A 22,534-nucleotide genomic window follows, 5' to 3' on the forward strand; every position below is an offset into this window, starting at 1 on the left:
GGTTGCTTCTACGGTCGGGCCATGCCGTTCGAACCGATCAAACATCGCAGCGTGCCCGAAGACGTGTACGAGCAGATCGTCGACGGGGTGCTCAGCGGGGATCTGCCCGCAGGCCAGAACCTGCCCAGCGAGCGGGAGTTGGCCAGAGTGCTGGGAGTGTCGAGACCCGCAATTCGTGAGGCCATGAAGCGTGTGGCCGCAGCCGGTCTGGTCTCCATCCGGCAGGGTGGGGGCACCACGGTGCAGGACGTCAGGAGGTTCGGCGGACTCGATCTGCTTCCGCGACTGCTCTTTCGAGGAGGCGAACTCGATGTGTCCGTGGCGCGCTCGGTGGTGGAGGCCAGGGCGCACATCGGACCCAAAGTGGCCGAGCTGGCTGCGCAGCGTGCAAACGATACCCAGATAGCCGCGGCGCGGTCGGCGGCGCAGAAGCTCGCCGACACAGCAGAGCCAGTGGCCCAACAGGTTGCGGCGCTCGATTTCTGGGACGCGGTGGTCGACGGTGCCGATTCGATCACCTTCCGGCTCTTGTACAACACCATGCGGGCCGCTTACGAACCGGCGTTGTCAGCGTTCGCGGTGGCACTGGCTGACGAAGTCGGCAACGCCGACGGCTATCGCGCGATCGTCGAGGCGATCGCGGATCGCGATCCAGCGGCGGCCACCCAGGCGGCCGCCACCCTGCTCGCACCCGCCACATCGATCTTGATGTCGGCGTTCGGTGACATGGAGACCTTGTTGCGCGAGGGAGAAAGCGATGCGGAGGACACCGATGACATCTGACCGTCGAGCCCATGGCCGGGTTCGCAGAGACGAGCAGGGACGATCGAGTACGCGTCGCGGCATGACCCTGGGCGCCGCGTTCGGCGAGTTCGCGCGACATCCCACACCGTGGATGATCGCGGTGCTGTTGGCCGGTTCCGGTACAGCCCGCGTGCTGGTGGCCGATTGGCAGTGGACCGATGCAGTGATACCGGCGGTGATGGTCGCGTCGTTCCCGTTGGCGGAGTGGATCATTCACATCGGCGTTCTCCACTGGCGCCCGAGGTCGGTCGGTTCGCTCAAGGTCGATTCGCTGCTCTCGCGCAAACACCGCGAACACCACCGGGATCCGCGCAACATACCGCTGATCTTCATTCCGTGGCAGGTGCTCTGCGCCGTGATCCCGACCGCAATTCTGATCGGCGTCTTCGCATTCGGGCGGCTCGGGCTGGGACTGACATTCCTGGCCACTCTGGGTGCGCTGGGGCTCGTGTACGAGTGGACGCACTATCTGATCCATACCGACTACAAGCCGAAAAGCCGTCTATACAAGGCGACCTGGCGCAATCACCGGTTTCATCACTACAAGAACGAGCACTATTGGTTCACCGTGACCACCTCCAGTACGGCCGATCGGCTGCTGGGGACGGACCCTGACCCCGAGTCGGTCGAGAAGTCACCGACGGCGAAAAACCTCCACGCCCTGAGTTGACCCCATTGTCCCGGCGCTCGAGATCGTCAGCCGGGTTTGCGCGCCGTGACGTACTGGGCCTGGCCGGTGACGGTCTGTTCGATGTCGACAAGACCGGCGGCCCGCAGTCGGTCGGTCACCTCGTTTGGTTCGAAGAGGTGGTAGCCGCTCCGGCCGGCGACCAACGACACGCCCGGAAGCGATGTGAGTGGGGTGCGCAGTGAGGTGAAGACCGCAACCTCGCCCTGCGGCGCCGTCACCCTGGCGAGCTCATCGAGCACCACACCGGGGTCGGGAACGAGGTAGAGAGCGGCCAGGCAGCAGACGGTGTCGAAAGTGCCGTCGGGGAAGGGGATTTCGTGTGCGTCGGCGCGTATGTAGGCCACTCGCGGACCGCTGTTGGTGCGTACCGCCCGTTCGATCATCGGAACCGAGAAGTCCAGACCCACGCACACTCCCTCCCCGGTCAGCTGATCGGACAGTGTGCGGGTGTAATTGCCGGGGCCACATGCCACATCGAGGATGGTGCGGTCGCCGGCGCGGCCCAGACGCGCAACCAGTTGCCGGTCGAACTCCTTTGTGGACGTGCCGCCCAGGCTGAACAGTCGGGTGAACACCGGCCGCCATGCCCGCTCATAGATGGTGGCGAACACCGGGTTCTGCATGATCGACAAACTGGTGCTCGCAGCGGGCTCGGGTGGTCCCAGGAGGTCGAGGTAACCCCGGCTGTCGTCGATGGACCCGGGCACCCGCCCCGGGTCGAGCATGCCGCGAACCTTGTCGGTGGCGGCGCTCAATGGTCACGCTCGATGCGCAACGTTCCGATCGTGGTGGCCAGCGAATCGTATTGACCGACGAGCAGGACGAACTCGATGAGTCGGCGGTCGTCGAGATGCGCCGACAGCTCTTTCCACGTCACGTCGCTCAGGTCCTTGGTACCCACCAGCTCGTCGACCGCGCGCAGCAACGCCAGTTCTTTGCCTGTCCATCCCGCGTCCGGCCCCTGGAGGATCCGCGAGAACTCCGCCTCGTCGATGCCTGCTCGCTTGCCGAGACGCTTGTGATGGTCGAGTTCGTACTCGCAGGTGCGTAGATGAGCGGTTCTGATGATCACGAGTTCGGTGTCGTGCCGAGCCAGTGAGCCGAAAGGCATCATCTTCGCCGAATAGTGCAGCCATCCACGAAAGAGGCCCTTGCCGCGGCCCAGCGTGGAGAACAGGTGCATGTCCGAGAGGCCGAGGGCGCGCGCGGCACCCTTGCTGATCACCCAGTTGAACGGTCCGAGCTGACGAAGGTTTCCGGGGCCGATCCGTTGTGAACTCACCACGCCAACCTATCGGAGTGCCGCCGCCCCGGAGCGCACACAATCATTTGAGATCCTGAACAGCGTCGCCGGTATTCGGTGTACCTGAGTGGTCGCCGAGCGGGGCATTCGGGCAGAGTTGAGCGGGGCGGCTTGATGATCGAGGAGTGGAGCGACTCGTGCGTCGGATACTGATCGTGGTCGGGGCCGCGCTTGCGGCCATGGCCGTTCTTGCCGGGTGTGGCGGCAACGATGTCGGTGGTTTTGCCGAACTCGAGAAATCAGGTGTGCTGCGGGTGGGGACCGAGGGCACCTATGCGCCCTTCAGCTACCACGACTCTCAGACCGGCGAACTGGTCGGCTACGACGTCGACGTCGCCAAGGCCGTGGGCGACAAGCTCGGTCTCCGGGTGGAGTTCGTCGAGGTGCCCTTCGACTCGATCTTCGCCGCCCTCGAGGCCGACCGCTTCGATGTGGTGGCCAATCAGGTCACCATCACCGACGAGCGCAAGGCGAAATACGACCTGTCGGAGCCCTACGCGATCGGAGAGGGCGTGATCGTCACCCAGGCCGACGACACGTCCATCACGTCTCTGGCCGACCTCCGGGGCAAGACCACCGCGCAGACGGAGACCAGCAACTGGGCCGGGGTCGCACGAGACGCCGGGGCAACCGTGGAGTCGGTGGACGGTTTCACCCCCGCGATCAAACTGCTCAACCAGGGCCGGGTACAGGCCACGGTCAACGACAGTCTCTCGGTGCTCGCCTATCAGGCCACCACCGGCGACACCAGCATCAAGATCGCCGCGAACATCGGGGAGCGCTCTGAGCAGGCGTTTGCCGCCCGTAAGGACAGCGGACTGCTCGACAACATCAACGGCGCGCTGGACGAGCTCCGGGCGGACGGAACACTGGAAGAGATCTCGCAGACCTACCTCGACGCCAACGCAGCCGGCACGGCCGAGGAGAAGACAGCACCGAGCACGTGGGAACTCATCGCCGACAACCTGTGGCCGATGGCCAAGGCCACCATCACCGTCACCATCCCGCTGACGGCGATCAGCTTCTTCTTCGGACTGGTCATCGCGCTTGGCGTGGCACTGGCCAGGATGTCGAGGAACCGGGCCATCTCGTCGGTGGCCCGGATCTACATATCCCTGATCCGAGGCACCCCGTTGCTGGTGCAGCTCTTCATCATCTTCTACGCACTGCCCGAATTGAACATCCTCATCAATCCGTTCCCGGCCGCAGCAATCGCGTTCAGCCTCAACGTCGGTGGCTACGCTGCCGAGATCATCAGGGCGGCCATCGGCAGCATTCCCAAGGGCCAGTGGGAGGCCGCGGAGACGATCGGGATGGGCTACACCACCGCGCTCCGGCGCATCATCCTGCCTCAGGCTCTGCGCACGGCTGTTCCGCCGCTGTCGAACACCCTGATCTCATTGGTGAAAGACACATCGCTGGCCTCCACGATCCTGGTGACCGAGCTTCTACGGACCGCACAGATCGCGGCAGCCCCCGCCTTCGAGTACTTCGCTCTCTACGGCACCGCCGCCCTGTATTACTGGATTGTGTGCCTTGCGCTGTCCTTTGCGCAGGGACGCCTCGAGTTCCGACTGGACAGGTTTGTGGCCAAATGACCGATCTCCGTAAATCCCAGCCCACCGGCGACCTGGTCACCGTCACCGGTCTCTCCAAATCATTCGGCGACAACCACGTGCTCCGGGGCATCGACTTCACCGTTGCAACCGGATCGGTCACCACACTGATCGGCCCTTCCGGATCAGGCAAGACCACCATCCTGCGGTCGCTCAACGCCCTCGACATCCCCGACGGCGGCCAGGTCTCCATCGCCGACGTCGCGGTCGACTTCGACACACCGGTCGCAAAGCCCCTGCTGGCCCGGTACCGGGCGCAGTCGGGCATGGTGTTCCAAGGGCACAATCTGTTTCCGCACAAGACGGTGCTGGAGAACATCATCGAAGGCCCGACCATCGTGCAGAAGCGCCCGCGCGACGAGGTCATCACCGAGGCCAACGCATTGCTGGAGCAAGTCGGACTGACCGACAAGCGCGACCAGTACCCGCATCAGCTGTCCGGGGGCCAGCAGCAGCGCGTCGGAATCGCCCGGGCGCTCGCACTCAAACCCAAACTGATGCTGTTCGATGAGCCCACGTCAGCTCTGGACCCCGAACTGGTGGGGGAGGTGCTCGGGGTGATGAAAGACCTTGCCGCACAGGGTTGGACGATGATCGTGGTGACCCACGAGATCCACTTCGCGCAGAAGGTCGCCGACCAGGTGCTGTTTGCCGACGGCGGGGTGGTGTTGGAGAAGGGGCCACCTGCTGAGGTCATCGGCGCACCCAAACACCAACGGACCAAGCAGTTTCTGCGGCGTATTCTCGACCCGGTCTAGATCCTGGCGGCTCGGGTTCAGCGCACCAGGTACGGCGAGACGGTGCTGCGGTGCTCGTCGATGTCGAGCTTGACGCCGAGCGCTGGGAAAGCTCTTTGTGGGCAATTGACCCGTTCACAGACCCGGCACCCGGCACCGATCGGGGTCACGTTGGCCTGCGGACCGATCTCGAGACCGTCGGAGTACACGAGCCGCGCCGCATGACGTTGCTCGCAACCCAGCCCGATGGCAAAGGTCTTGCCGGGCTGGCCGAACCGCGCCGCCCGCCGCTCGACGGTGCGCGCCACCCAGAGGTAGTTGCGACCGTCGGGCATCTGGGCGATCTGGATCTGGATCTTGCCCGGCGAGCCGAACGTCTCGTACACGTTCCACAGCGGGCATGTGCCGCCGCTGTTCGAGAAGTGGAAACCGGTGGCGGACTGTCGTTTCGACATGTTGCCGGCGCGGTCGACGCGCACGAACGTGAACGGCACACCGCGCAGGTTGGGACGCTGCAGCGTGGACAGCCGATGGCAGATCGTCTCGTACGACACCGAGAAGAACGCCGAGAGTCGTTCGATGTCGTAGCGATAATCCTCGGCGGCACCGTGGAATTGGGAATAGGGCAGCACCGCGGCGGCGGCGTAGTAGTTGGCCATCCCGAGTAGGGCCAGCCGCCGGGCCTCGTCCGAGGTGAAGTTGCCCTCGTCGACCATCTGACGCATGAGGTCGCCGCACTCGAGGTGTCCGAGTTCGGCTGCCAGCTTGAACACCCGCTGTCCCTGGGAGAGGTGCCCCGAGATCTCCAGACGTCGTGTGGCCGGGTCGAATCGGTGCAGCACGGTGTCACCCAGGTCGACGCGTCGCACGATCTGTACCCCGTGCACCGTCTGCAGTCTGTCGGTGATCTCGTGCCGAACGTCGCCGGAGTGCATCCGCATGCGGGTGGTGAGTTCCTCGGCGGCGGTGTCGAGCTCGTGGAGGTAGTTGTGACGCTGATAGAAGTAGTCGCGCACCTCTTCGTGCGGTGCGCTGATCGAACCCCGCATGCTGCCGTCGCCCCGGTCGTCGGTTGCGGCTGCGAGTTGGTCGGTGGCGATCCGATATCTGCGGTGCAGGTTCACCATGGCCTTGGCGAGTTCGGGATGGCTGGCAACCAGATCGGTGATCTCTTGAGCGTCGGCGCTGGCGCCCACGTCCTCGTCCATCACCACCTCACGCACCTCGGCGATCAGTCGCGCATTGTCCTGAGAATCGAAGAATGAGGTGTCGACGCCGAACACCTCGCTGATCTTGAGCAATACGGGAGCGGTCAGAGGTCGTGCGTCGTGCTCGATCTGGTTGAGATACGACGGGGAGATGTCCAGTGACTGCGCCAGGGCAACCTGGGAGATGCCGCGCTCGGAGCGCAGCTGTCGCAGTCGGGCGCCGACGTAGGTCTTGGGCATCCTTCTAGCGTAGGCGGGCTCGCGACCGACGCCAGGTGTGCCGGAACGAGGTCGACCAGCGAGTTGTCCGGACGGATGCGCTGCGGCGGCTGTGCTGCCGTGGTCGCCGGCGGCACTGTCTGACCTGTCTAATCTGTGGGGGTGTTGCGCAGACGAGCGGGTGCAGGCGTCATCGTCCTGACGGTGCTGGGCCTGATCAGTGCCGGATGCGGCGACGATTCGACAGACGATGGGCCCGCATCGTCGTCGTCGGAGGAACCGACGAGTCTTGCCGAGAAGTTGCTGCCCGCCCGTGAGTTCCCGGACGGATACCAACCGACGGACTTGGGGATCGTCGATCTCCGCGACCAGAATGCGGCCGCCCTGGCCGCGGCGCAGACCGCCGTGTTCGAACCTGCGCAGTGCCGGCCCACCGCCGACGCCGATCTCAACGAACAACTCGATGCGGGCAACGCCGCCGTATCGGCTCGTCAGTCCCCGGTCGGGAACACGATCACCGAGCTCGTGACCACTGCGGTCCGAGACATCGACGCCGATGTCCGGACGAGCACCGGCGGGTGCGCCAGGGTCACCGTCACGGTCACGCAGGGGAGCACTGCGGGCACCACGGTGGTGACCGAAAACCAGCGGCTGAGCCCGCCGCCGTTGCCGACGTCGGTGTCGTTGCTGGTGAAGTCGACCGCGACGACGACGTATCCCGGTGGCCGTACCGACGTCCAGCAGACCTTGGCCGGCTACGCGGTCGTCGACGGGACCACGGTGCAAGTGGTGGCCATCTCGTCCGAGGGTGGGATGAGCGACCTCGGCTTCTCGGACCTATTCAAACGCGCGGTCCTTCGCGCTGACGCCTGACCGTTTGGCATCGGCCGGACGCGGGTCGTGTCCGATTTTGTATGTGATTGTGGTCACGCCAGCTGCTCGGTCGCCGCTCGGCGGCGCCGATTGAGTGTTGCTCACGGTCACAGGAATCGAGTGGGAGGCCCGCTGCAAAATCCCAGTACGCGCGTACTTTTTGCGTACCGGAGAGTAGTTAATTCGGGCCGGTTCACAGCCTGATCTTCGCAAAGTTTGCAAAACGGTGAGAAAAGCTGGCCCGAATTCACACGAGACAACCTGTGGACCTGCGGATTTGTGTGTGGCACTCTCGGTTAAGGCACCGCCTCGCCAGGGTGAAGAAGTTGTTAATTTGCCCCGATCAGGTTCGGCTGGGCTCCGGACCCACCGGAGCGGGCCACTACACCAGCAAGCTAACGAAAATGGAGTGCGAGATATGAGCACCGTCGGAAAACCAAGGACTGCCGAAGAGATCCAGCAGGACTGGGACACCAATCCTCGTTGGAAGGGCATCACCCGCGACTACAGCGCGGAGTCGGTCGCGAACCTCCAGGGTTCTGTGGTCGAAGAGCAGACCCTCGCGCGCCGTGGCGCCGAGATCCTCTGGGAGGGTGTCACCCAGGGTGACGGCAGCTACATCAACGCACTCGGTGCCCTGACCGGTAACCAGGCTGTGCAGCAGGTTCGCGCCGGCCTCAAGGCCGTGTACCTCTCCGGCTGGCAGGTCGCCGGCGACGCCAACCTCTCGGGCCACACCTACCCGGACCAGTCGCTGTACCCCGCGAACTCGGTTCCCTCGGTCGTCCGTCGCATCAACAACGCTCTGCTGCGCGCCGACGAGATCGCCCGCGTCGAGGGCGACAACTCGGTCGACAACTGGGTTGTTCCCATCGTCGCCGACGGTGAAGCCGGCTTCGGTGGCGCGCTGAACGTCTACGAGCTGCAGAAGGCCATGATCGCCGCAGGTGCCGCCGGCACCCACTGGGAAGACCAGCTGGCTTCGGAGAAGAAGTGCGGCCACCTCGGTGGCAAGGTGCTCATCCCGACCCAGCAGCACATCCGCACCCTGAGCGCGGCGCGACTGGCTGCAGACGTCGCCAACGTTCCGACCGTGGTCATCGCCCGCACCGACGCCGAGGCCGCCACCCTGATCACCTCTGACGTCGACGATCGGGACAAGAAGTTCGTCACCGGTGAGCGCACCGCCGAGGGCTACTACCACGTCAAGAACGGCATCGAGCCGTGCATCGAGCGCGCCAAGTCCTACGCGCCGTACGCCGACATGATCTGGATGGAGACCGGTACCCCCGATCTCGAGCTCGCCCGCAAGTTCGCCGAGTCCGTCAAGAGCGAGTTCCCGGACCAGCTGCTGTCCTACAACTGCAGCCCGTCGTTCAACTGGAGCAAGCACCTCGACGATTCCACGATCGCGAAGTTCCAGAACGAGCTCGGCGCCATGGGATTCACGTTCCAGTTCATCACCCTGGCCGGCTTCCACTCGCTCAACTACGGCATGTTCGATCTCGCCTACGGTTACGCCCGCGAGCAGATGACGGCGTTCGTCGACCTGCAGAACCGCGAGTTCAAGGCCGCCGACGAGCGTGGCTTCACCGCCGTCAAGCACCAGCGTGAGGTCGGCGCCGGCTACTTCGACAACATCGCCACCACCGTCGATCCCACCAGCAGCACCACCGCGCTGGCAGGAAGCACCGAAGAGGGTCAATTCCACTAGAACTGGACCACCTCTCTGGGGACTTTGGCGAACTAGTCAGGCGGCTCGCGACTACCGTTGCGGGCCGCCTGCTGGCTTTGTGCGGGCTTTGGGCGTGCCCCACAAGGGTTACCCTCCTCTCGCCTTTTGTGTTGGTTGTTCTTTGTTCAGATTTCTCTTGGTCAAAGATGTTGTGCTCGTTGTTTTTAGGAGCTTGTTGTGAGCGAGAAGATTTCGCGGGTCGGCGTGATCGGTGCCGGTCAGATGGGCGCAGGCATTGCCGAGGTCTGTGCCCGGGCGCACGCCGACGTGTTGGTGTACGAGACGACCCGCGAGCTCGCAGCCGCCGGAAGAACCCGCATCCTGCGATCCCTCGATCGCGGTGTGAGCAGCGGAAAGCTCACCGAACGCGAACGGGAGCAGGCCTCCGCGCGGCTGCGGTTCACCACCGATCTGGGCGACTTCGCTGACCGGCAGATGGTGTGTGAGGCAGTGATCGAAGACGAATCGATCAAGACCGAGATCTTCAAGCAGCTCGACAAAGTGGTCACCGACCCGAACGCCGTTCTCGCTTCCAACACCTCCTCGATCCCGATCATGAAGCTCGGCATGGCCACAGCCAATGCCGACCGTGTGATCGGCATGCACTTTTTCAACCCGGTTCCGGTACTCCCACTGGTCGAATTGGTGACCACGTTGATGACCTCGTCCGAGGTGACCACGCGCGCAGAACAATTCGCACGCGACATCCTGGGCAAAGAAGTGGTCCGATCGGCAGATCGGTCCGGGTTTGTCGTCAACGCACTCCTGGTTCCATACCTTCTCTCCGCGATTCGCATGGTGGAGAGCGGATTTGCCACGGTGGAAGACATCGACAAGGCCATGGTGCTCGGCTGTGCCCACCCGATGGGCCCGCTCAAACTGAGTGACCTCGTCGGTCTCGACACGGTCAAGGCGATCGCCGACAAGATGTACGAAGAGTTCAAAGAACCGCTGTACGCCCCGCCCCCTGTGTTGCTGCGCATGGTGGAGGCCGGCCGGCTCGGCAAGAAGTCCGGGCGCGGGTTCTACAAGTACGAGTCCGCGAAGGCCGGCGTCAAGAACTGACAGGCTGGACCTGAGGCAACTGACCGCAGTGGCGCAGGCTCACGTGCGTTGAGCACCGGCTGAACCGGTGCGTCGCGCGCGGATGTATGCCCGAGTCAGGCGGGTGGGAACAGTGGTCCGCCACCGAACGGTTCGCGGTGGGATTTCGGGGGCGTCCCATCGTTGTTCACCAGCCCGTACTGCGCGCCGAGTTCCGCAGTCACCAGGGTGTGACCGTTGCGCTCGGGCAACGAGGGGTCCTGCCACAGACGATCGATGACGCGGCCGACGAACTGCGGATGTTCTGCCTCATCGAGCCGGAAGCCGGCGAACTCCTCGATGCCCAGCGACATCAGCAGCTCGGTCTGGATCAGGCCCAGCCACAACGAGATCGCGGACACGCCGGTGCCGGAGAGTTCGTGACCCATGTCGAAGGCCATCTTGTCGAGGGCGGCTTTGCTCATGCCGTACAGCACCGAATGCAGGTGGCCGCGGGTCCCGAACGACGAGATGTTGACCATCAGTCCGCTGCCCTGCGGAACCATGATCTTCGCGGCCTCCACGCAGGCGACGTAGTGTGCCCGCAGGCCGACCGTGATGAGGGTGTCCCAATCACCGACCGGCCGCTCCCAGAACTTGTCGCTGAATCCGCCGAACCCCTTCGGGGCCGCCCAGACATTGTTGACCAGCAGGTCGAGTCGACCATGCTCGGCCGAGATCTGGTCGAACAAGGCGGCCACCGAGGCGTCGTCGGAGTGATCGCAGCTCACGCCGACTGCGGCGCCACCGGACGCGTCGATCTCCGACACCGTCTGTCCCAGTGGGTCATCCGGCGCCGCACCACCGCGTGCGGTCACGTAGACAGTCCAGCCGCAAGCCCCCAAGGCCGTCGCCACACCCTTGCCGACGCCACGGCTGGCGCCGGTCACCAGCGCCACGCGTTCGTTCACCGGATGTCCTCTCCGGTCTGCGTCCCCGGGACGTGGATGTCGTCGCGATCGACGTCGTCGGGTAGCTGGGCGAACGGGGGAGCGGTGACGCCCGCGATGGTGAAGCCGCCGAACAGGTCCACCGCGGACAGCTCACCCTCGCCTGCCCCTTCCGGAGTCTCGACGACGGCCTGGGTTCCGGCGGTTATCACCACGTCGGCGGGCAGCGCCGGCGCGAGCCCGCGGATGCGTCCGGCCCAGACGTAACGACCTGCCAGCGGATCGAAATGCCCCGACAACTCCACCTGAACCTGCGCGGGTTCGTGCCCGTCGATCGTCACCGTCGCCGGACCTGAGTAGGACCCGGCCCCGTCGTCGTGCGCCCCGTTGTCCTCGTGCTCAACCATGCAAACAAACCTATCCCGCAGCCACCGACGCCCGACAACGATCGCCGCCAGCGGTCACTCCGAGGCGCCGGGCGCCTTCGGGAGGGGATGTTCCTGGGAGTTGAAGTACTCGGCCGAGCCCCCGGCTGCGGTGATGCCGGCAATCGAGGACCACACCATCATCGTGAGGTAGTCGATCAGCTGTTCTTTGCCCAGCCGGTGCTCGACCATCCACCAATGCACTGCGAGCTGGATGGCCCCGACGAGGCTGTAGGCCCAGGTCTCGACACCGCCGGTTTGCGAGCCCTGCTCCACGAGTCGGTTGATCATGACAAACGTGAGCATCTGGGCGATCAGTTTCTGGGAGTCCGCCACCACTTCCGAGCCCGATCCGCCCGACATCACAAAAGAGTAGATCTGCGGTTCGTCGGCAACGGTCTGCACGTAGACCGAGATGACCATCCGCGTCAGTTCGAACTCGCCGACGTCCTCGTTGATCGCACTGCCAAGGCGCGGCACCAGGACGGTCTCGATAAAACGCATCATCGCGGCAGTGGTGAGGTCACTCTTGTCGGTGAAGTATCGGTAGAGGACGGTCTTGGAAACGCCTATCTCCTGGGCGATCTCATCCATCCCGGCATCGGCGCCGAGGGTGCGTACCGCAGCCAGGGTGCCGTCGACCAGTTCGCTGCGCCGGGCTTCCTTGTGGCTTTCCCACCGGCGTTTGCGGCCGTCGGGTTTGGCGTCGTCGGCGCCCACCTGGTGGCGGATCGCCTGAGGCAACGCAACACCTTTGCTGGCCGCGACGGCGGCGGCAGCAACGGCCGCGCGGGCGGCGGCGGCCGGGTTGGGACGTGGTGACATCGGTGCGGAGTCGTTTCTGGTCGTGGGTGGTCGCGTCCAGCTTATGTTCCCTGGCACTGCGCAACACCCAAAGAGAGCCGAGTCACCTTCGCCGGCGCGATTCTGTACCCCGTCTTTGGGTAACACTGGATGAATGAATCCGACTCAAGCGACGCCGCCGGCCATCGACTCGGGTGGACGCCACCGGCTGCCCGGTGAGCTGCCGTCCGGTCGGCCTTCGTCCTTGCCGTCCGGTGAGGCCCCGAAACGGACCATCGCCGGGCTCAGCGGAGCGGACGCCGAACGCAAGGCCGCGCTTCGCCGGATGAAGATGGTGGCCACCGGGTTCCTGCTGTTCGCCGCTGCCGTCTACTTCTTCTGTCGCTGGATCGAGGATCGGGACGGCGACAACGTCGCTGCCTGGGTGGGTTACGTACGCGCGGCGTCCGAGGCCGGAATGGTGGGCGCGCTCGCCGACTGGTTCGCGGTGACGGCGCTGTTCAAACACCCACTGGGGATTCCGATTCCGCACACTGCGTTGATCCGGAAGAAGAAGGACCAGATCGGCGAACAGCTCGGCGACTTCATCGAGGACAACTTCATGACCCCTGAGGTCATCGAAGACAAGGTGTCGCAACTGGCATTGCCCACCCGGGTCTCGTCGTGGCTCGCCGATCCGAAGAACGCGCCCCGGGTGGGTGCCGAAGCGGCGCGGGGTATCGCTTTCGCTGCCGAGATGCTCGACGACGAAGACATCGAGCAGCTGATCATGGCGGGGATGCGCTGGGCCGCCGAACCCGAATGGGGGCCGCCGGCCGGGCGGGTTCTCGAGCAATTGATCGCGGAGAACCGGCTGGAGCCGGTGATCCAGATGGTCTGCGACCGGGCCCATGACTTCGCTCTGGGCAGCCAGGATCTGATCGACCGGGTGATCGACAAGGACGGGCCTGCGTGGGCCCCGAAGTTCGTGAACTCCTTGGTCGGCGACCGTCTCTACCGTGAGCTGGTCGAGTTCACCTTCAAGGTGAGGTCGGATCCGGAACATCAGGTGCGCCAGGCGATGACCGCCATGCTCGTTCAACTCGCGACCGACCTGCAGAACGATCCGGCGACCATCGCGAGACTCGAGGCGATCAAGACCGAGATGCTCGAACGCGACGAGGTCACCGGTGCGGCGTCGACCGCCTGGAATGCGGGCAAGGCACTCATCGAGCAGTTGCTGGCCGACCCCAACGGGACGCTGCGGGCCACGCTGACCGATTCGATCATCCAGGTGGCCGTCCGCATCCGCGACGACGAGGTGCTGCAGAACAAGATGAACCAGTGGATGGTGCGCGTGGCACGGCACGTCTCGCAGAACTACTCGCAGGAGATCATCTCGGTGATCACCGAGACGGTCCGTGGTTGGGACGCCGACGACACGAGCAAGAAGATCGAGTTGCAGGTGGGTCGCGATCTGCAGTTCATCAGGATCAACGGCACCGTGGTGGGATCGCTGGCCGGCCTCACCATCTACACAGTGTCTGTGCTGCTCTTCCACTAGGCGAGCGAGACGGGACCGCAGGCGAGCGCGCCCGTGACCAGCCCACCGCTGTGGCTTTGATCACGAATTAGCAGATTGCTTGCAATTGCTAGCAGACGTGGCAGTATGGGGAACCGAAGCCTGAAGGAGTAGCCGAATGGTTCCCACACCAGCTGAATCCGAAGACGATCCGGTGACGGCGGTTGTCGCGAACGCGGCACAGGACATTGCCCAGGACATCGGTGCCAACGTTGCCACCGCTGCCCAGGACATAGGCAGTTTCATCAGGTCTCAACGGATCGCCGCCGAGGTGTCATTGCGCCAGCTAGCTGAGCGCGCGGGGGTGAGTAATCCGTACCTCAGTCAGATCGAACGAGGGTTGCGCAAACCTTCTGCCGACGTACTGGCCCAGATCGCCAAGGGGCTGCGTGTGTCTGCCGAAGTGCTGTACGTGCGGGCCGGAATTCTGGAAGAACGGCCCGCGAGTCCGATGCGCGACGCACTGATGGCAGACACCGCCATCAGCGAACGCCAGAAACAAGTGTTGCTCGAGATCTACGAGTCCTTCTGCAAAGAGAACCGGGCTGCGGGCGAAAGCGACACGGACACAACAGAATCAGCACCAACCTCAGATACTGGAGACAAATCATGACCAAGTCAGACCGCAATCTTGCCAATCCGATCTACGCCGCTGTCGGCGCCGGGGACCTCGCCCTCAAGCAGGTCAACGAAGTGATCGCCCAGCTGCGCGAGCGCACCGAGACCGCCACCGAGCAGGCACAGGCGCGTTTCGAAGAGACCCGCACCACCGCGCAGAGCCGCATCGAGGAAACCCGCGAGCGCATCACCGCGCTGCCGGAAGAGGTTCCCTCGACCGTGGAAGAGCTGCGCACCAAGTTCACCCCTGAAGAGCTGCGCAAGGTCGCCGAGGCCTACATCGAGGTCGCGACCGGCATCTACAACTCCCTCGCCGAACGCGGCGAAGAGACCGTCGAGCGCCTGCGCACCGCTCCTGCTGTCGGAGAACAGCTTTCGCGCGCCGAGAAGGTCTACAACGACGCTGTTGACCTGACCGAGGACACCCTCGGCACCATCTCCTCGCAGACGCGGGCTGTGGGCCAGCGCGCGGCGAAGCTCGCCGGACGCGCCTCGGCCAACATCGAAGAGGCCATCGAGGACGTCACCGACGAGGCCACCGACAAGCTCAACGGCACCGCAGGCAAGGTCGAGATCAAGGCGCGTGCTTCCAAGAACTCACCTGCCAAGAAGATCGCCGAGGCGAAGGAAGCGGCTCAAAAGCCGGCCGCCAAGGAGCCGGCTCAGGCCAAGGCCCCCGCCAAGAAGGCCCCGGCGAAGGTCGCCACACCTGCCACCGCAGCGAAGGCGCCCGCCAAGAAGGCTGCTCCGGCCAAGAAGGCTCCGGCCAAGAAGACCACCGGATAGTCATCGACCGACGAGCCGTCAGGCTCACCGCCGCCGTGTTTCTTCGGCGCGACCGCCAACTCAGGCGAACCGGACAGTAGGCTGCCACCGTGGATGTCATCTCTTTCATGGGTTACGCGCAGAGCATTGTCCTGTTGCTGTTGACGGTCGCAGCCGGAGTCGCGGCGGCGGTGTCGTTGGTGCATGCCGCGCTTCAACGGCCGGATGCCTTTCCGGCGGTCGATCGCCAGACGAAGGTGATCTGGGTGAGCATCCTCGCGGCCGCGACACTGATCATCTGGTTGTTCGGCGCGATCAGCTTCCTCGGGATCATTGCTGTGGTCGCTGCGATCGTCTACATCGTCGACGTGAGGCCCAGGGTCGACTCCATTCAGAACCAGTCCTGGTTTCGCAAACGGTGACAACATTGATTGACGAATAACCTTGACAATGGGCGGTGTCGTATAGGACTGTGGTCCTAAGCACACATCGTCCTTTGGAAGGGAGTCCGCGATGACAATGACTGTCGAACCCGCGTCCAGACTCGACCGCGTGCACGACCGGCAGGACATCGCCAAGAGGTTGTTGAAGTCGGCCGCCCGCAAGTCCTACGACCCGCTCATCGAGGTGGACTGGGATGCCGAGGTGGTCCCCGGTCTCTACGGCATGACCCCAGAGTGGTGCAGCCTCTACGGCACGGACCTGTGGGACCGGATGACCGAAGAGCAGCGCATCACCCTCACCAACCACGAGGCCGCCAGCATCAGCGCCACGGGCATCTGGTTCGAGCTGATCCTCATGCAGATGCTCATCCGCGACGCCTACCGCCAGGACCCGGCGAGCCCGCACTTCCAGTTCGCGCTCACCGAGATCGCCGATGAGTGCCGGCACTCGACCATGTTCGCCAAGGCGGCCGAGGTCTTCGGTATCCCCAACTACCAGCGGCCCCGGTGGGTCAACTTCCTCTCGCGGCCCTTCAAGGCGCTGGCGTCGGGATCCCTGGCCTTCGGTGGCACCCTTGCCGCCGAGGAGATCCTCGACATGATGCAGCGCGATTTCATGAAAGACGATCGCGTACAACCGGTCACACGCACGGTGAGTAAGATCCACGTGCTCGAGGAAGCCCGTCACATCCGCTTCGCCCGCGAAGAAACGGTGCGCATCGCGGCTGAGATGAGCCCCATGCGTCGTCGCATGACCCAGCTCTCGCTGGCCGTCACCGTGTACCTGGTGATGTACAGCCTGGTGAACCCGAAGGTGTACGAGGCCGCCGGCCTCGACAAGCGCGAGGCCAAGCGCGCTGCGCGGAACAATGTGCACTACCGCGACCGCACCAGGGACGGCTTTGCGAAGACCATCCGCTTCCTCGATGAGTGCGGTCTGATCGGTGGCCCCGGCAAACTGCTGCTCAAGCGGGCCGCAATCATCTGACGACGACCGGCGATACCGCCCGCCTCCGCCGTCAAGCATCCCGACCCGACCTAGAATGAGCGGATGGCTGAATACCGGATCAACGAACTCGCGGATGTCTCCGGCGTCAGCGTTCGCAACATCAGGGTTTATCAGGACCGTGGGTTGTTGCCCCCGCCAAAGATAAAGGGGCGCACGGGCTGGTACTCGGCCGAACATCTGAGCCGGCTCAAGGTGATCTCACAGATGCTCGAGCGCGGGTACACCTTCGCCACGATCAGTGAATTGTTGATGGCCGCCCGCTACGGGCTGAAGGTGGAACACGTCCTTGAGGGGGAGCCCAAACGCGGTAGCCGGTGGAAGAACTTCCGTCGGATGGCCACCATCACGATCTCCGAACTCCGCAAAGGGCTCGGGGCCACCGACAGCAACATTGCGCTCGGCCAGCGTCTCGGACTGCTGGTCAAAGAGGGTGCGGGTTACGCCGTGACCAACCCCGAGGTGCTGGCCGGCGCCGAGGTCCTGGTGAAGGCGGGCATCGATCTGGATGTTTTGCTCACGCGATGGGAGCGGGTCCAGCAGGATCTGCAGGACATCGCGGCAAGTTTTGTCTCGATCGTCACCGACAAGTACTTCGAGGAAGGGTCACCGCTCGAACTCGAGGAGAGCGAAGTGATCCGGCTGGCCGAGCTCGTGCACACCGTGCGGCCCATGGCGCACGAGATCGTCGAGGTCGCGTTCAGCAAGGCGATGGACACCGAGATCTCCAAGGCGCTTGATCGCGGTGCCGAACTGATGATGGCAACAGATGATGAGAAGGCCGGCGTCCAGGCGGAGTCCGGCTCCACATAGAGATGGGTAGATCGGACAGATGAACACACGATCAGTGGCTGTCGGCGGTGCCGCGGTAGGAGCAGGAGTGATCGCGGCCGGAGCGGCGATCACCGGCACCTTCCTCGGATCGATCGTGCTGGAGGCACTGAAGGCGCCTGACCCGATCGAAGACGAGCCCGACCCGCTGCTCGCCACGCCGGAGGACCCCGAGCACATCGAGGTGGTCGCCGCTGACGGCACCCCGATCAACGTCGTCGCGTACGGTCCACCCGACGGAGAGCTGATGGTGCTGGTCCACGGCTGGACCTGCAACACCAAGTACTGGTATCCGCAGATCAACACCTTCTCCGACCGCTTCCGCGTGGTCGCGTACGACCAGCGCGGGCACGGGGAATCGCCTCGTGGCAAGACGAAGCTCAGCACCGATCTGCTTGGTCAGGACCTGCAGTCCGTCCTCACCGCCGTGGTGCCCGCGGGCCGCAAGGCGCTGATCGCCGGACACAGCATGGGCGGGATGACCATCCTGTCCTGGGCGCAGCAGTTCCCCGACTCCGTCCCTGAAGTGGCGCGTGCGGTGGTACTCACCTCGACGTGTTCCAACCATCTGCTGCCCAACCTCGGCCTGATCCCGCTCGACCTCCCGAAGGCACTCTCGCCGATGGAGTACCTGACGGGTCGACTCGTCGCCGGTGCCACGATCCATCTGCCGCGGACGCAGATGTCGCGCAAGGTGACCCAGTACATCGCGCTGAACACCACGTCGCGCAAATCCCACGTCGACTTCTGTGACGACATGGTGGCCTCGTGCCCAGGTCGCTCCCGTGGTAAATGGGGGAACGCGATGGTGGACCTGAACGTGTCCGACGGACTCGACGCCCTGGTGGTGCCCACGGTCGTTGTGGTCGGCTGCGACGACAAGCTCACTCCGCCGGTGCATTCGGAGCAGATGGCCAAGGTGCTAGAGAGCCACGGCCACCTCGAAGAGCTGGTGATGTGGCCGGGCATCGGGCACATGAGCAGTATCGAGAACTCCGACGGTTACAACAAATTGCTCACCGACCTGCTGCAACGCACCGCCGGATGACCACCCGCGATCGAGCGGTCCTGCACAAGCCCCGACAACCGGTGGAACACCGGACGATCGACAGGCCGGCAGGCGCCTCGATCGCGATCAGCAGCTACGGTCCCGCCGACGGTCCGGTGGTGGTGCTCGTCCACGGCTTCGCCGTCAACTCGAAATATTGGTATCCGCAGGTGAACGGACTTGCCGACCGCTACCGGGTGGTCATCTACGACCAGCGTGGTCACGGGCGTTCGGCCCTCGGTTCCGATCCCACGGTGAACGACCATCTCGGCCAGGACCTCGATGCGGTCCTCGGTTCGGTGGTAACCGACGGCAAGAAGGCCGTGATCGTCGGGCACAGCATGGGCGGCATGTCGGTGATGAGCTGGGCTGCCCAGTTCCCGGCGAGCGTCCGGACGTACGCGCGGGCGATCATGCTCGCCGGGACCGCGGCCACGGCGCCGGTCACCAAAGCCGCCATGCGTTTCGGCGATCCGGCAACTCTCGCACGCCGGGCCGAGTACGAGTTCGCCTGGCTCGCATTTCGGGCGATCCACTGGCCCGGAGGTGACCTGATGATGCGATCCGGTATGACGGTCGCCGGAGCGTTGTTCCCGGGGATCAGTCGCCCGCAACTCAAGTTCCTCGACTCGCTCTTGCGTGAGACAGACTGGCGGACAAGGGCGAAGGTCGGCAGATCGCTGGAGAACCTGCACGTCGAGCGCGGGTTGGCGAACATGCCGGTGCCCGTCGCAGTGGTGGTGGGGGACCGGGACCGGCTGACCCCGCCCAGGCTGGCCGATCCGGTGGCCAATGTCCTGCGCTACACGGGTTCGCTCGAACGATTCGAAACCTGGCGCGGCGCAACGCATCTGCTCAATTGGGAGCAGCCGGAGCGATTCAACCGGACGATCGAGGAACTCTTCTCCGCCACGCCACGACCACGCTAGTCGGGGAACCCGTCGAGCACTGCCCGCGACCCGGACAGGCCGAGCCGGGTGGCACCGGCCGCGATCAGCTCGGCGGCGAACTCGGCCGTGCGGATGCCCCCGCTGGCCTTGACGCCCACCCCGGGGCCGACGGCCGCGGCCATGAGTCGCACCGCCTCCACACTCGCACCTCCAGCAGGATGAAAACCGGTGGAGGTCTTCACCATCGACGCCCCACCCCGGACCGCGGCCTGGCACACGGCCGTGACGGTGTCGGGGCCGGCGAGCGACAACAGCGCTGCGGACTCGATGATGACCTTCAGCGTGATCGACGCACCGATTCCCTCGCGGACGGTGAGGACGTCGGCGAAGATCTCGTCGAACCTGCCGTCCACGGCAGCGCCGACATCGATCACCATGTCGATCTCCTGCGCGCCGGAATCGACCGCCAGCCGTGCTTCGGCCGCCTTGACCAACGAATGATGTTTGCCCGAGGGGAATCCGGCGACCACACAGCTCCGCTGGGCGCCGGTGTCGATGGGCAGCATCGACGGTGAGAGGCAGACGGCGAGCACACCCAGATCGGCGGCTTCGGCGACCGTGGCCTCGGCATCGGCACGGGTCGCCTCGGGTTTGAGAAGTGTGTGATCCACCATCGCGGCGACCACACGCCGGGTGAGACTCGAACCGGTCTGGGCAGGCAAGGTATCGGACATGAACCGAGCTTGGCACACTGGTTGGTTGTGACCACACTCTCGCCGGTCGAATCCGCCGGCCACCGCTATGTGCTGACTCTCGGCTGCCCGGACACCACGGGCATCGTTGCCCGGATCGCGGGATTCTTGGCCGAGATCGGCGGCTGGATCGTGGAGGCGGCCTACCACTCCGATCCCGACAACGGCTGGTTCTTCACCCGCCAGGCCGTGCGCGCCGACTCGGTGCAGATGGATGTCGATGAGTTGCGGGCACGGTTCGAGTCCGAGGTGGTCGCCGGTCTGGGCCCGGAAACCGAATGGCGCGTGAGCGATTCGGCCGTGCCGAAGAAGACCGTGCTGCTGGTGAGCAAAGAAGGCCACTGCCTCGGTGATCTCCTGGGCCGCTCCTACCGAGGCGAACTGCCCGCCGAGATCAACGCGGTCATCGGCAACCACCGGGCACTCGAGGACTTCACCACGCGCATGGGCGTGCCGTTCCACCACGTTCCGTTCGGCGAGGACAAGGCCGCGGCCTTCGAGGAGCTACGCGAACTCGTCGACATCCACAACCCCGACGCGGTGGTGCTGGCGCGGTTCATGCAGATCCTGCCCGAGGAGTTGTGTGATCACTGGGCGCGCAAAGCGCTCAACATCCACCACAGCTTCCTCCCGTCCTTTGTCGGGGCTCGGCCCTACCACCAGGCGTTCACCCGAGGGGTGAAGCTGATCGGGGCCACCTGCCACTACGTCACCAGCGAGCTGGACGCGGGCCCCATCATCGAACAGGACGTGATCCGCATCGACCACTCCGACTCGGTGGCCGACATGGTGCGCCAGGGCCGCGACATCGAGAAGCTGGTGCTCGCACGCGGACTCCGCTGGCATCTGGAGGACCGCGTGCTGGTGCACGGCCGAAAGACCGTGGTGTTCAGCTGAACTCCTTGCGGGTTCAGCACCGGCCCGGTTCAGTCGACCGGCACTCAGACGACGCTGCAGGTGTCGCTCTCGCTGTTGTTGCTCGAGTCGCTGCTCTGCGGGAGGGCGATGTCGGTTCCGGAGAATGCGAACTCGACTCCACGATCGGTGACCTTGAGCTGGTCGAAGCTCACCTGATCGAACATCGGCGGGAACAGGCCGGCACTGACCTGGTCGACCAGAAGCTGCGCCCACGAGGTCGGGATACCGAACGATGCCGCGCTGGCGTCGACGACCTCGAACGTCAGCTTGCCGTCCTTGGTGATCGGTTTGAGCTCCGCCTCGGCAGGCAGCGAGAACATCAGCAGCTGGAAGTTGCCACCGATCGTGATGGTGCCCGCAGCCTCGTTGCCGGTGACCTTGTCCACCTTCAGCCCGCCACCCATGGCGGACAGGAGGCCACCGAGACCACCGGAGCCCGGGTCGGACGTGTTCGGGTCCGTGGTGGTCGCCGGGTCCTGGGTCTGCTGGCTGAGCTCCATGATCCGGCTGAAGGGGACGTAGCCGTTGCCCTGTAGTTCACCGACGGTGGCGTCTTTGTCGCCGCTGCTGATGTCGTCAGCGCGAGCATGCAGCTTCATGGCCGAGTCGCCCTCGTCGCTGGTGTCGACCTGCACATACGGGATCTCGCCCGACATCCACTGCATCAACATGGGCTTTTTGCTGAGCGACACCGAGGTCGGTGCTCCGGTGAGTTCGCCGAAGGACTGTTCGAGGCAGTCCTTGGACTTGCTTCGCAGGTACAGCTCACTGCCGACCCCGAGGATCACCAGCAGCAGCACCAGGCTGAGCGACACCATCCCGACGATCAAGCCACGCCTGCGCTTGGGTCGCTGGGGCGTGACGCCGCCGTCATCGGGCCCGCCTGGACCGTAGGGAGGTCCGGCAGGTGGGATCGGGGGCTCTCCGGGTCCGTCGTAGGGCGCAAAACCGTCCGGAGGCACCTCGAGCTGAGTGGTGTCGTTGCGACCTTGCGACCACGCCGTGTCAGGCTGCCGGCCGGCCGCGACCGGTGCGAACTTGTCGGTGGGCGGGTTCGGGTCATCCTGTGCATTGTCGGGCACTGCGTGGGTGCCTGCAGCGTCAGTATTGGTTCCGTGACCAGGATCCGCCGGTGGGGTCTGGCCGGAATCGGGTCGGGGCGTCTGGGTTGTGTCGGCGAGATCGTTTCCCTCGGCTCGGTCGGCGGCACTGGGGGAGGGCTGCCCGGCCTGGGTCGATTCGGCGTCGTCGCGTTGATTCATCACGTCGATAATGCATGGTCAGAGGGCCAAACGGGGTAAGAGTTCGCTAAGT

Annotated in this window: 24 protein-coding genes; 16 read left to right on the forward strand and 8 right to left on the reverse strand. The window is 64.7% G+C overall.

Features of this window, described 5'->3' with window-relative positions; translation table 11 throughout:
* Nucleotides 1–21 precede the first annotated feature (21 nt).
* Together CSW57_RS02555 and CSW57_RS02560 are read left to right on the forward strand one after the other, a co-directional pair.
* Entirely contained in the window at nucleotides 22–783 is a 762-nt protein-coding gene (locus tag CSW57_RS02555) for a FadR/GntR family transcriptional regulator (RefSeq protein WP_099381313.1), read from the forward strand.
* On the forward strand, nucleotides 773–1,474 hold the full coding sequence (locus CSW57_RS02560; RefSeq protein WP_099381314.1) for a sterol desaturase family protein: 702 nt from the start codon (nucleotides 773–775) through the stop codon (nucleotides 1,472–1,474). The genes CSW57_RS02555 and CSW57_RS02560 overlap by 11 nt, the downstream gene beginning before the upstream one ends.
* Before the next feature lie 26 nt (nucleotides 1,475–1,500).
* Here the strand turns inward: CSW57_RS02560 and CSW57_RS02565 are convergent, their stop codons facing one another.
* On the reverse strand, nucleotides 1,501–2,220 hold the full coding sequence (locus CSW57_RS02565; RefSeq protein WP_099381991.1) for a class I SAM-dependent methyltransferase: 720 nt from the start codon (nucleotides 2,218–2,220) through the stop codon (nucleotides 1,501–1,503).
* A 26-nt stretch (nucleotides 2,221–2,246) separates the two neighbouring features.
* Complete coding sequence (locus tag CSW57_RS02570) at nucleotides 2,247–2,777, reverse strand: carboxymuconolactone decarboxylase family protein (RefSeq protein WP_099381315.1); 531 nt, start codon at nucleotides 2,775–2,777, stop codon at nucleotides 2,247–2,249.
* A 200-nt stretch (nucleotides 2,778–2,977) separates the two neighbouring features.
* Between CSW57_RS02570 and CSW57_RS02575 the strand changes: the two genes are divergently transcribed.
* Entirely contained in the window at nucleotides 2,978–4,396 is a 1,419-nt protein-coding gene (locus CSW57_RS02575) for an ABC transporter permease subunit (protein WP_099381992.1), read from the forward strand.
* Nucleotides 4,393–5,172 (forward strand): amino acid ABC transporter ATP-binding protein, encoded by a 780-nt coding sequence (locus CSW57_RS02580; protein WP_099381316.1) that lies wholly within the window; start codon nucleotides 4,393–4,395, stop codon nucleotides 5,170–5,172. Before CSW57_RS02575 ends, CSW57_RS02580 begins: the two co-directional genes overlap by 4 nt.
* A gap of 17 nt (nucleotides 5,173–5,189) precedes the next feature.
* Here the strand turns inward: CSW57_RS02580 and ramB are convergent, their stop codons facing one another.
* Nucleotides 5,190–6,599 carry an acetate metabolism transcriptional regulator RamB gene (gene ramB, locus CSW57_RS02585; RefSeq protein ID WP_099381317.1) on the reverse strand — a complete coding sequence of 470 codons (1,410 nt, stop codon included), beginning with the start codon at nucleotides 6,597–6,599 and terminating at the stop codon, nucleotides 5,190–5,192.
* 141 nt (nucleotides 6,600–6,740) lie between these two features.
* On the opposite strand from ramB, the gene CSW57_RS02590 reads away from it, so the two are divergent.
* The 3 genes from CSW57_RS02590 (at nucleotide 6,741) to CSW57_RS02600 (ending at nucleotide 10,251) form a co-directional block, all read left to right on the forward strand.
* Nucleotides 6,741–7,451, forward strand: coding sequence for a hypothetical protein (locus tag CSW57_RS02590; RefSeq protein ID WP_099381318.1), 711 nt, complete (start codon nucleotides 6,741–6,743; stop codon nucleotides 7,449–7,451).
* A gap of 418 nt (nucleotides 7,452–7,869) precedes the next feature.
* Nucleotides 7,870–9,165 (forward strand): isocitrate lyase, encoded by a 1,296-nt coding sequence (aceA, locus tag CSW57_RS02595; protein WP_023957510.1) that lies wholly within the window; start codon nucleotides 7,870–7,872, stop codon nucleotides 9,163–9,165.
* 198 nt (nucleotides 9,166–9,363) lie between these two features.
* A complete protein-coding gene (locus CSW57_RS02600) occupies nucleotides 9,364–10,251 on the forward strand; it encodes a 3-hydroxybutyryl-CoA dehydrogenase (RefSeq protein WP_099381319.1) in 888 nt (295 codons plus the stop codon).
* 95 nt (nucleotides 10,252–10,346) lie between these two features.
* On the opposite strand, the gene CSW57_RS02605 is transcribed toward CSW57_RS02600, so the two are convergent.
* The 3 genes from CSW57_RS02605 to CSW57_RS02615 are packed head-to-tail and all read right to left on the reverse strand — an operon-like array spanning nucleotide 10,347 to nucleotide 12,409.
* Nucleotides 10,347–11,180, reverse strand: coding sequence for an SDR family NAD(P)-dependent oxidoreductase (locus tag CSW57_RS02605; protein WP_099381320.1), 834 nt, complete (start codon nucleotides 11,178–11,180; stop codon nucleotides 10,347–10,349).
* Nucleotides 11,177–11,566 (reverse strand): DUF4873 domain-containing protein, encoded by a 390-nt coding sequence (locus CSW57_RS02610; protein WP_099381321.1) that lies wholly within the window; start codon nucleotides 11,564–11,566, stop codon nucleotides 11,177–11,179. Before CSW57_RS02610 ends, CSW57_RS02605 begins: the two co-directional genes overlap by 4 nt.
* Nucleotides 11,567–11,620: 54 nt before the next feature.
* Entirely contained in the window at nucleotides 11,621–12,409 is a 789-nt protein-coding gene (locus CSW57_RS02615) for a TetR/AcrR family transcriptional regulator (RefSeq protein WP_099381322.1), read from the reverse strand.
* A gap of 304 nt (nucleotides 12,410–12,713) precedes the next feature.
* Between CSW57_RS02615 and CSW57_RS02620 the strand changes: the two genes are divergently transcribed.
* The 8 genes from CSW57_RS02620 to CSW57_RS02655 all read left to right on the forward strand — a co-directional run bounded on the left by CSW57_RS02620 (nucleotide 12,714) and on the right by CSW57_RS02655 (nucleotide 19,589).
* Nucleotides 12,714–13,931 carry a DUF445 domain-containing protein gene (locus tag CSW57_RS02620; protein ID WP_099381993.1) on the forward strand — a complete coding sequence of 406 codons (1,218 nt, stop codon included), beginning with the start codon at nucleotides 12,714–12,716 and terminating at the stop codon, nucleotides 13,929–13,931.
* Between the two features lie 136 nt (nucleotides 13,932–14,067).
* The gene (locus CSW57_RS02625) at nucleotides 14,068–14,562 is read left to right on the forward strand and encodes a helix-turn-helix domain-containing protein (protein ID WP_223248996.1); all 495 of its coding nucleotides are present in this window, start codon (nucleotides 14,068–14,070) and stop codon (nucleotides 14,560–14,562) included.
* On the forward strand, nucleotides 14,559–15,353 hold the full coding sequence (locus CSW57_RS02630) for a heparin-binding hemagglutinin (protein WP_099381323.1): 795 nt from the start codon (nucleotides 14,559–14,561) through the stop codon (nucleotides 15,351–15,353). Before CSW57_RS02625 ends, CSW57_RS02630 begins: the two co-directional genes overlap by 4 nt.
* 107 nt (nucleotides 15,354–15,460) lie before the next feature.
* The gene (locus CSW57_RS02635) at nucleotides 15,461–15,754 is read left to right on the forward strand and encodes a DUF2516 family protein (protein ID WP_033336109.1); all 294 of its coding nucleotides are present in this window, start codon (nucleotides 15,461–15,463) and stop codon (nucleotides 15,752–15,754) included.
* 91 nt (nucleotides 15,755–15,845) lie between these two features.
* Nucleotides 15,846–16,763, forward strand: coding sequence for an AurF N-oxygenase family protein (locus CSW57_RS02640; protein WP_051721954.1), 918 nt, complete (start codon nucleotides 15,846–15,848; stop codon nucleotides 16,761–16,763).
* Between the two features lie 63 nt (nucleotides 16,764–16,826).
* Nucleotides 16,827–17,594: a MerR family transcriptional regulator gene (locus tag CSW57_RS02645; RefSeq protein WP_099381324.1), complete on the forward strand. Its 768-nt coding sequence runs from the start codon at nucleotides 16,827–16,829 to the stop codon at nucleotides 17,592–17,594.
* Nucleotides 17,595–17,613: 19 nt separating this feature from the next.
* Complete coding sequence (locus CSW57_RS02650; protein ID WP_099381325.1) at nucleotides 17,614–18,660, forward strand: alpha/beta fold hydrolase; 1,047 nt, start codon at nucleotides 17,614–17,616, stop codon at nucleotides 18,658–18,660.
* The gene (locus CSW57_RS02655; protein ID WP_099381326.1) at nucleotides 18,657–19,589 is read left to right on the forward strand and encodes an alpha/beta fold hydrolase; all 933 of its coding nucleotides are present in this window, start codon (nucleotides 18,657–18,659) and stop codon (nucleotides 19,587–19,589) included. The genes CSW57_RS02650 and CSW57_RS02655 overlap by 4 nt, the downstream gene beginning before the upstream one ends.
* Here CSW57_RS02655 and deoC read toward each other — a convergent pair.
* A complete protein-coding gene (gene deoC, locus CSW57_RS02660) occupies nucleotides 19,586–20,284 on the reverse strand; it encodes a deoxyribose-phosphate aldolase (RefSeq protein WP_099381995.1) in 699 nt (232 codons plus the stop codon). The genes CSW57_RS02655 and deoC overlap by 4 nt on opposite strands.
* 27 nt (nucleotides 20,285–20,311) lie before the next feature.
* On the opposite strand from deoC, the gene purU reads away from it, so the two are divergent.
* Nucleotides 20,312–21,199 carry a formyltetrahydrofolate deformylase gene (gene purU, locus CSW57_RS02665; protein WP_099381327.1) on the forward strand — a complete coding sequence of 296 codons (888 nt, stop codon included), beginning with the start codon at nucleotides 20,312–20,314 and terminating at the stop codon, nucleotides 21,197–21,199.
* A 44-nt stretch (nucleotides 21,200–21,243) separates the two neighbouring features.
* Here the strand turns inward: purU and CSW57_RS02670 are convergent, their stop codons facing one another.
* Nucleotides 21,244–22,482 carry an LmeA family phospholipid-binding protein gene (locus CSW57_RS02670; protein ID WP_099381328.1) on the reverse strand — a complete coding sequence of 413 codons (1,239 nt, stop codon included), beginning with the start codon at nucleotides 22,480–22,482 and terminating at the stop codon, nucleotides 21,244–21,246.
* Nucleotides 22,483–22,534: the final 52 nt, after the last annotated feature.

This window comes from Williamsia muralis (genome assembly GCF_002735905.1).
Classification (GTDB): Bacteria; Actinomycetota; Actinomycetes; order Mycobacteriales; family Mycobacteriaceae; genus Williamsia; species Williamsia muralis_A.

Coding starts and splice junctions, on each gene's coding strand:
- CSW57_RS02555 (WP_099381313.1), top strand. CDS start 22: ATGCCGTTCGAACCGATCAAACATCGCAGCGTGCCCGAAGACGTGTAC.
- CSW57_RS02560 (WP_099381314.1), top strand. CDS start 773: ATGACATCTGACCGTCGAGCCCATGGCCGGGTTCGCAGAGACGAGCAG.
- CSW57_RS02565 (WP_099381991.1), bottom strand. CDS start 2,220: ATGCTCGACCCGGGGCGGGTGCCCGGGTCCATCGACGACAGCCGGGGT.
- CSW57_RS02575 (WP_099381992.1), top strand. CDS start 2,978: ATGGCCGTTCTTGCCGGGTGTGGCGGCAACGATGTCGGTGGTTTTGCC.
- CSW57_RS02580 (WP_099381316.1), top strand. CDS start 4,393: ATGACCGATCTCCGTAAATCCCAGCCCACCGGCGACCTGGTCACCGTC.
- ramB (WP_099381317.1), bottom strand. CDS start 6,599: ATGCCCAAGACCTACGTCGGCGCCCGACTGCGACAGCTGCGCTCCGAG.
- aceA (WP_023957510.1), top strand. CDS start 7,870: ATGAGCACCGTCGGAAAACCAAGGACTGCCGAAGAGATCCAGCAGGAC.
- CSW57_RS02610 (WP_099381321.1), bottom strand. CDS start 11,566: ATGGTTGAGCACGAGGACAACGGGGCGCACGACGACGGGGCCGGGTCC.
- CSW57_RS02615 (WP_099381322.1), bottom strand. CDS start 12,409: ATGTCACCACGTCCCAACCCGGCCGCCGCCGCCCGCGCGGCCGTTGCT.
- CSW57_RS02620 (WP_099381993.1), top strand. CDS start 12,714: ATGAAGATGGTGGCCACCGGGTTCCTGCTGTTCGCCGCTGCCGTCTAC.
- CSW57_RS02625 (WP_223248996.1), top strand. CDS start 14,068: ATGGTTCCCACACCAGCTGAATCCGAAGACGATCCGGTGACGGCGGTT.
- CSW57_RS02630 (WP_099381323.1), top strand. CDS start 14,559: ATGACCAAGTCAGACCGCAATCTTGCCAATCCGATCTACGCCGCTGTC.
- CSW57_RS02635 (WP_033336109.1), top strand. CDS start 15,461: ATGGGTTACGCGCAGAGCATTGTCCTGTTGCTGTTGACGGTCGCAGCC.
- CSW57_RS02640 (WP_051721954.1), top strand. CDS start 15,846: ATGACAATGACTGTCGAACCCGCGTCCAGACTCGACCGCGTGCACGAC.
- CSW57_RS02645 (WP_099381324.1), top strand. CDS start 16,827: ATGGCTGAATACCGGATCAACGAACTCGCGGATGTCTCCGGCGTCAGC.
- CSW57_RS02650 (WP_099381325.1), top strand. CDS start 17,614: ATGAACACACGATCAGTGGCTGTCGGCGGTGCCGCGGTAGGAGCAGGA.
- CSW57_RS02655 (WP_099381326.1), top strand. CDS start 18,657: ATGACCACCCGCGATCGAGCGGTCCTGCACAAGCCCCGACAACCGGTG.
- deoC (WP_099381995.1), bottom strand. CDS start 20,284: ATGTCCGATACCTTGCCTGCCCAGACCGGTTCGAGTCTCACCCGGCGT.
- CSW57_RS02670 (WP_099381328.1), bottom strand. CDS start 22,482: ATGAATCAACGCGACGACGCCGAATCGACCCAGGCCGGGCAGCCCTCC.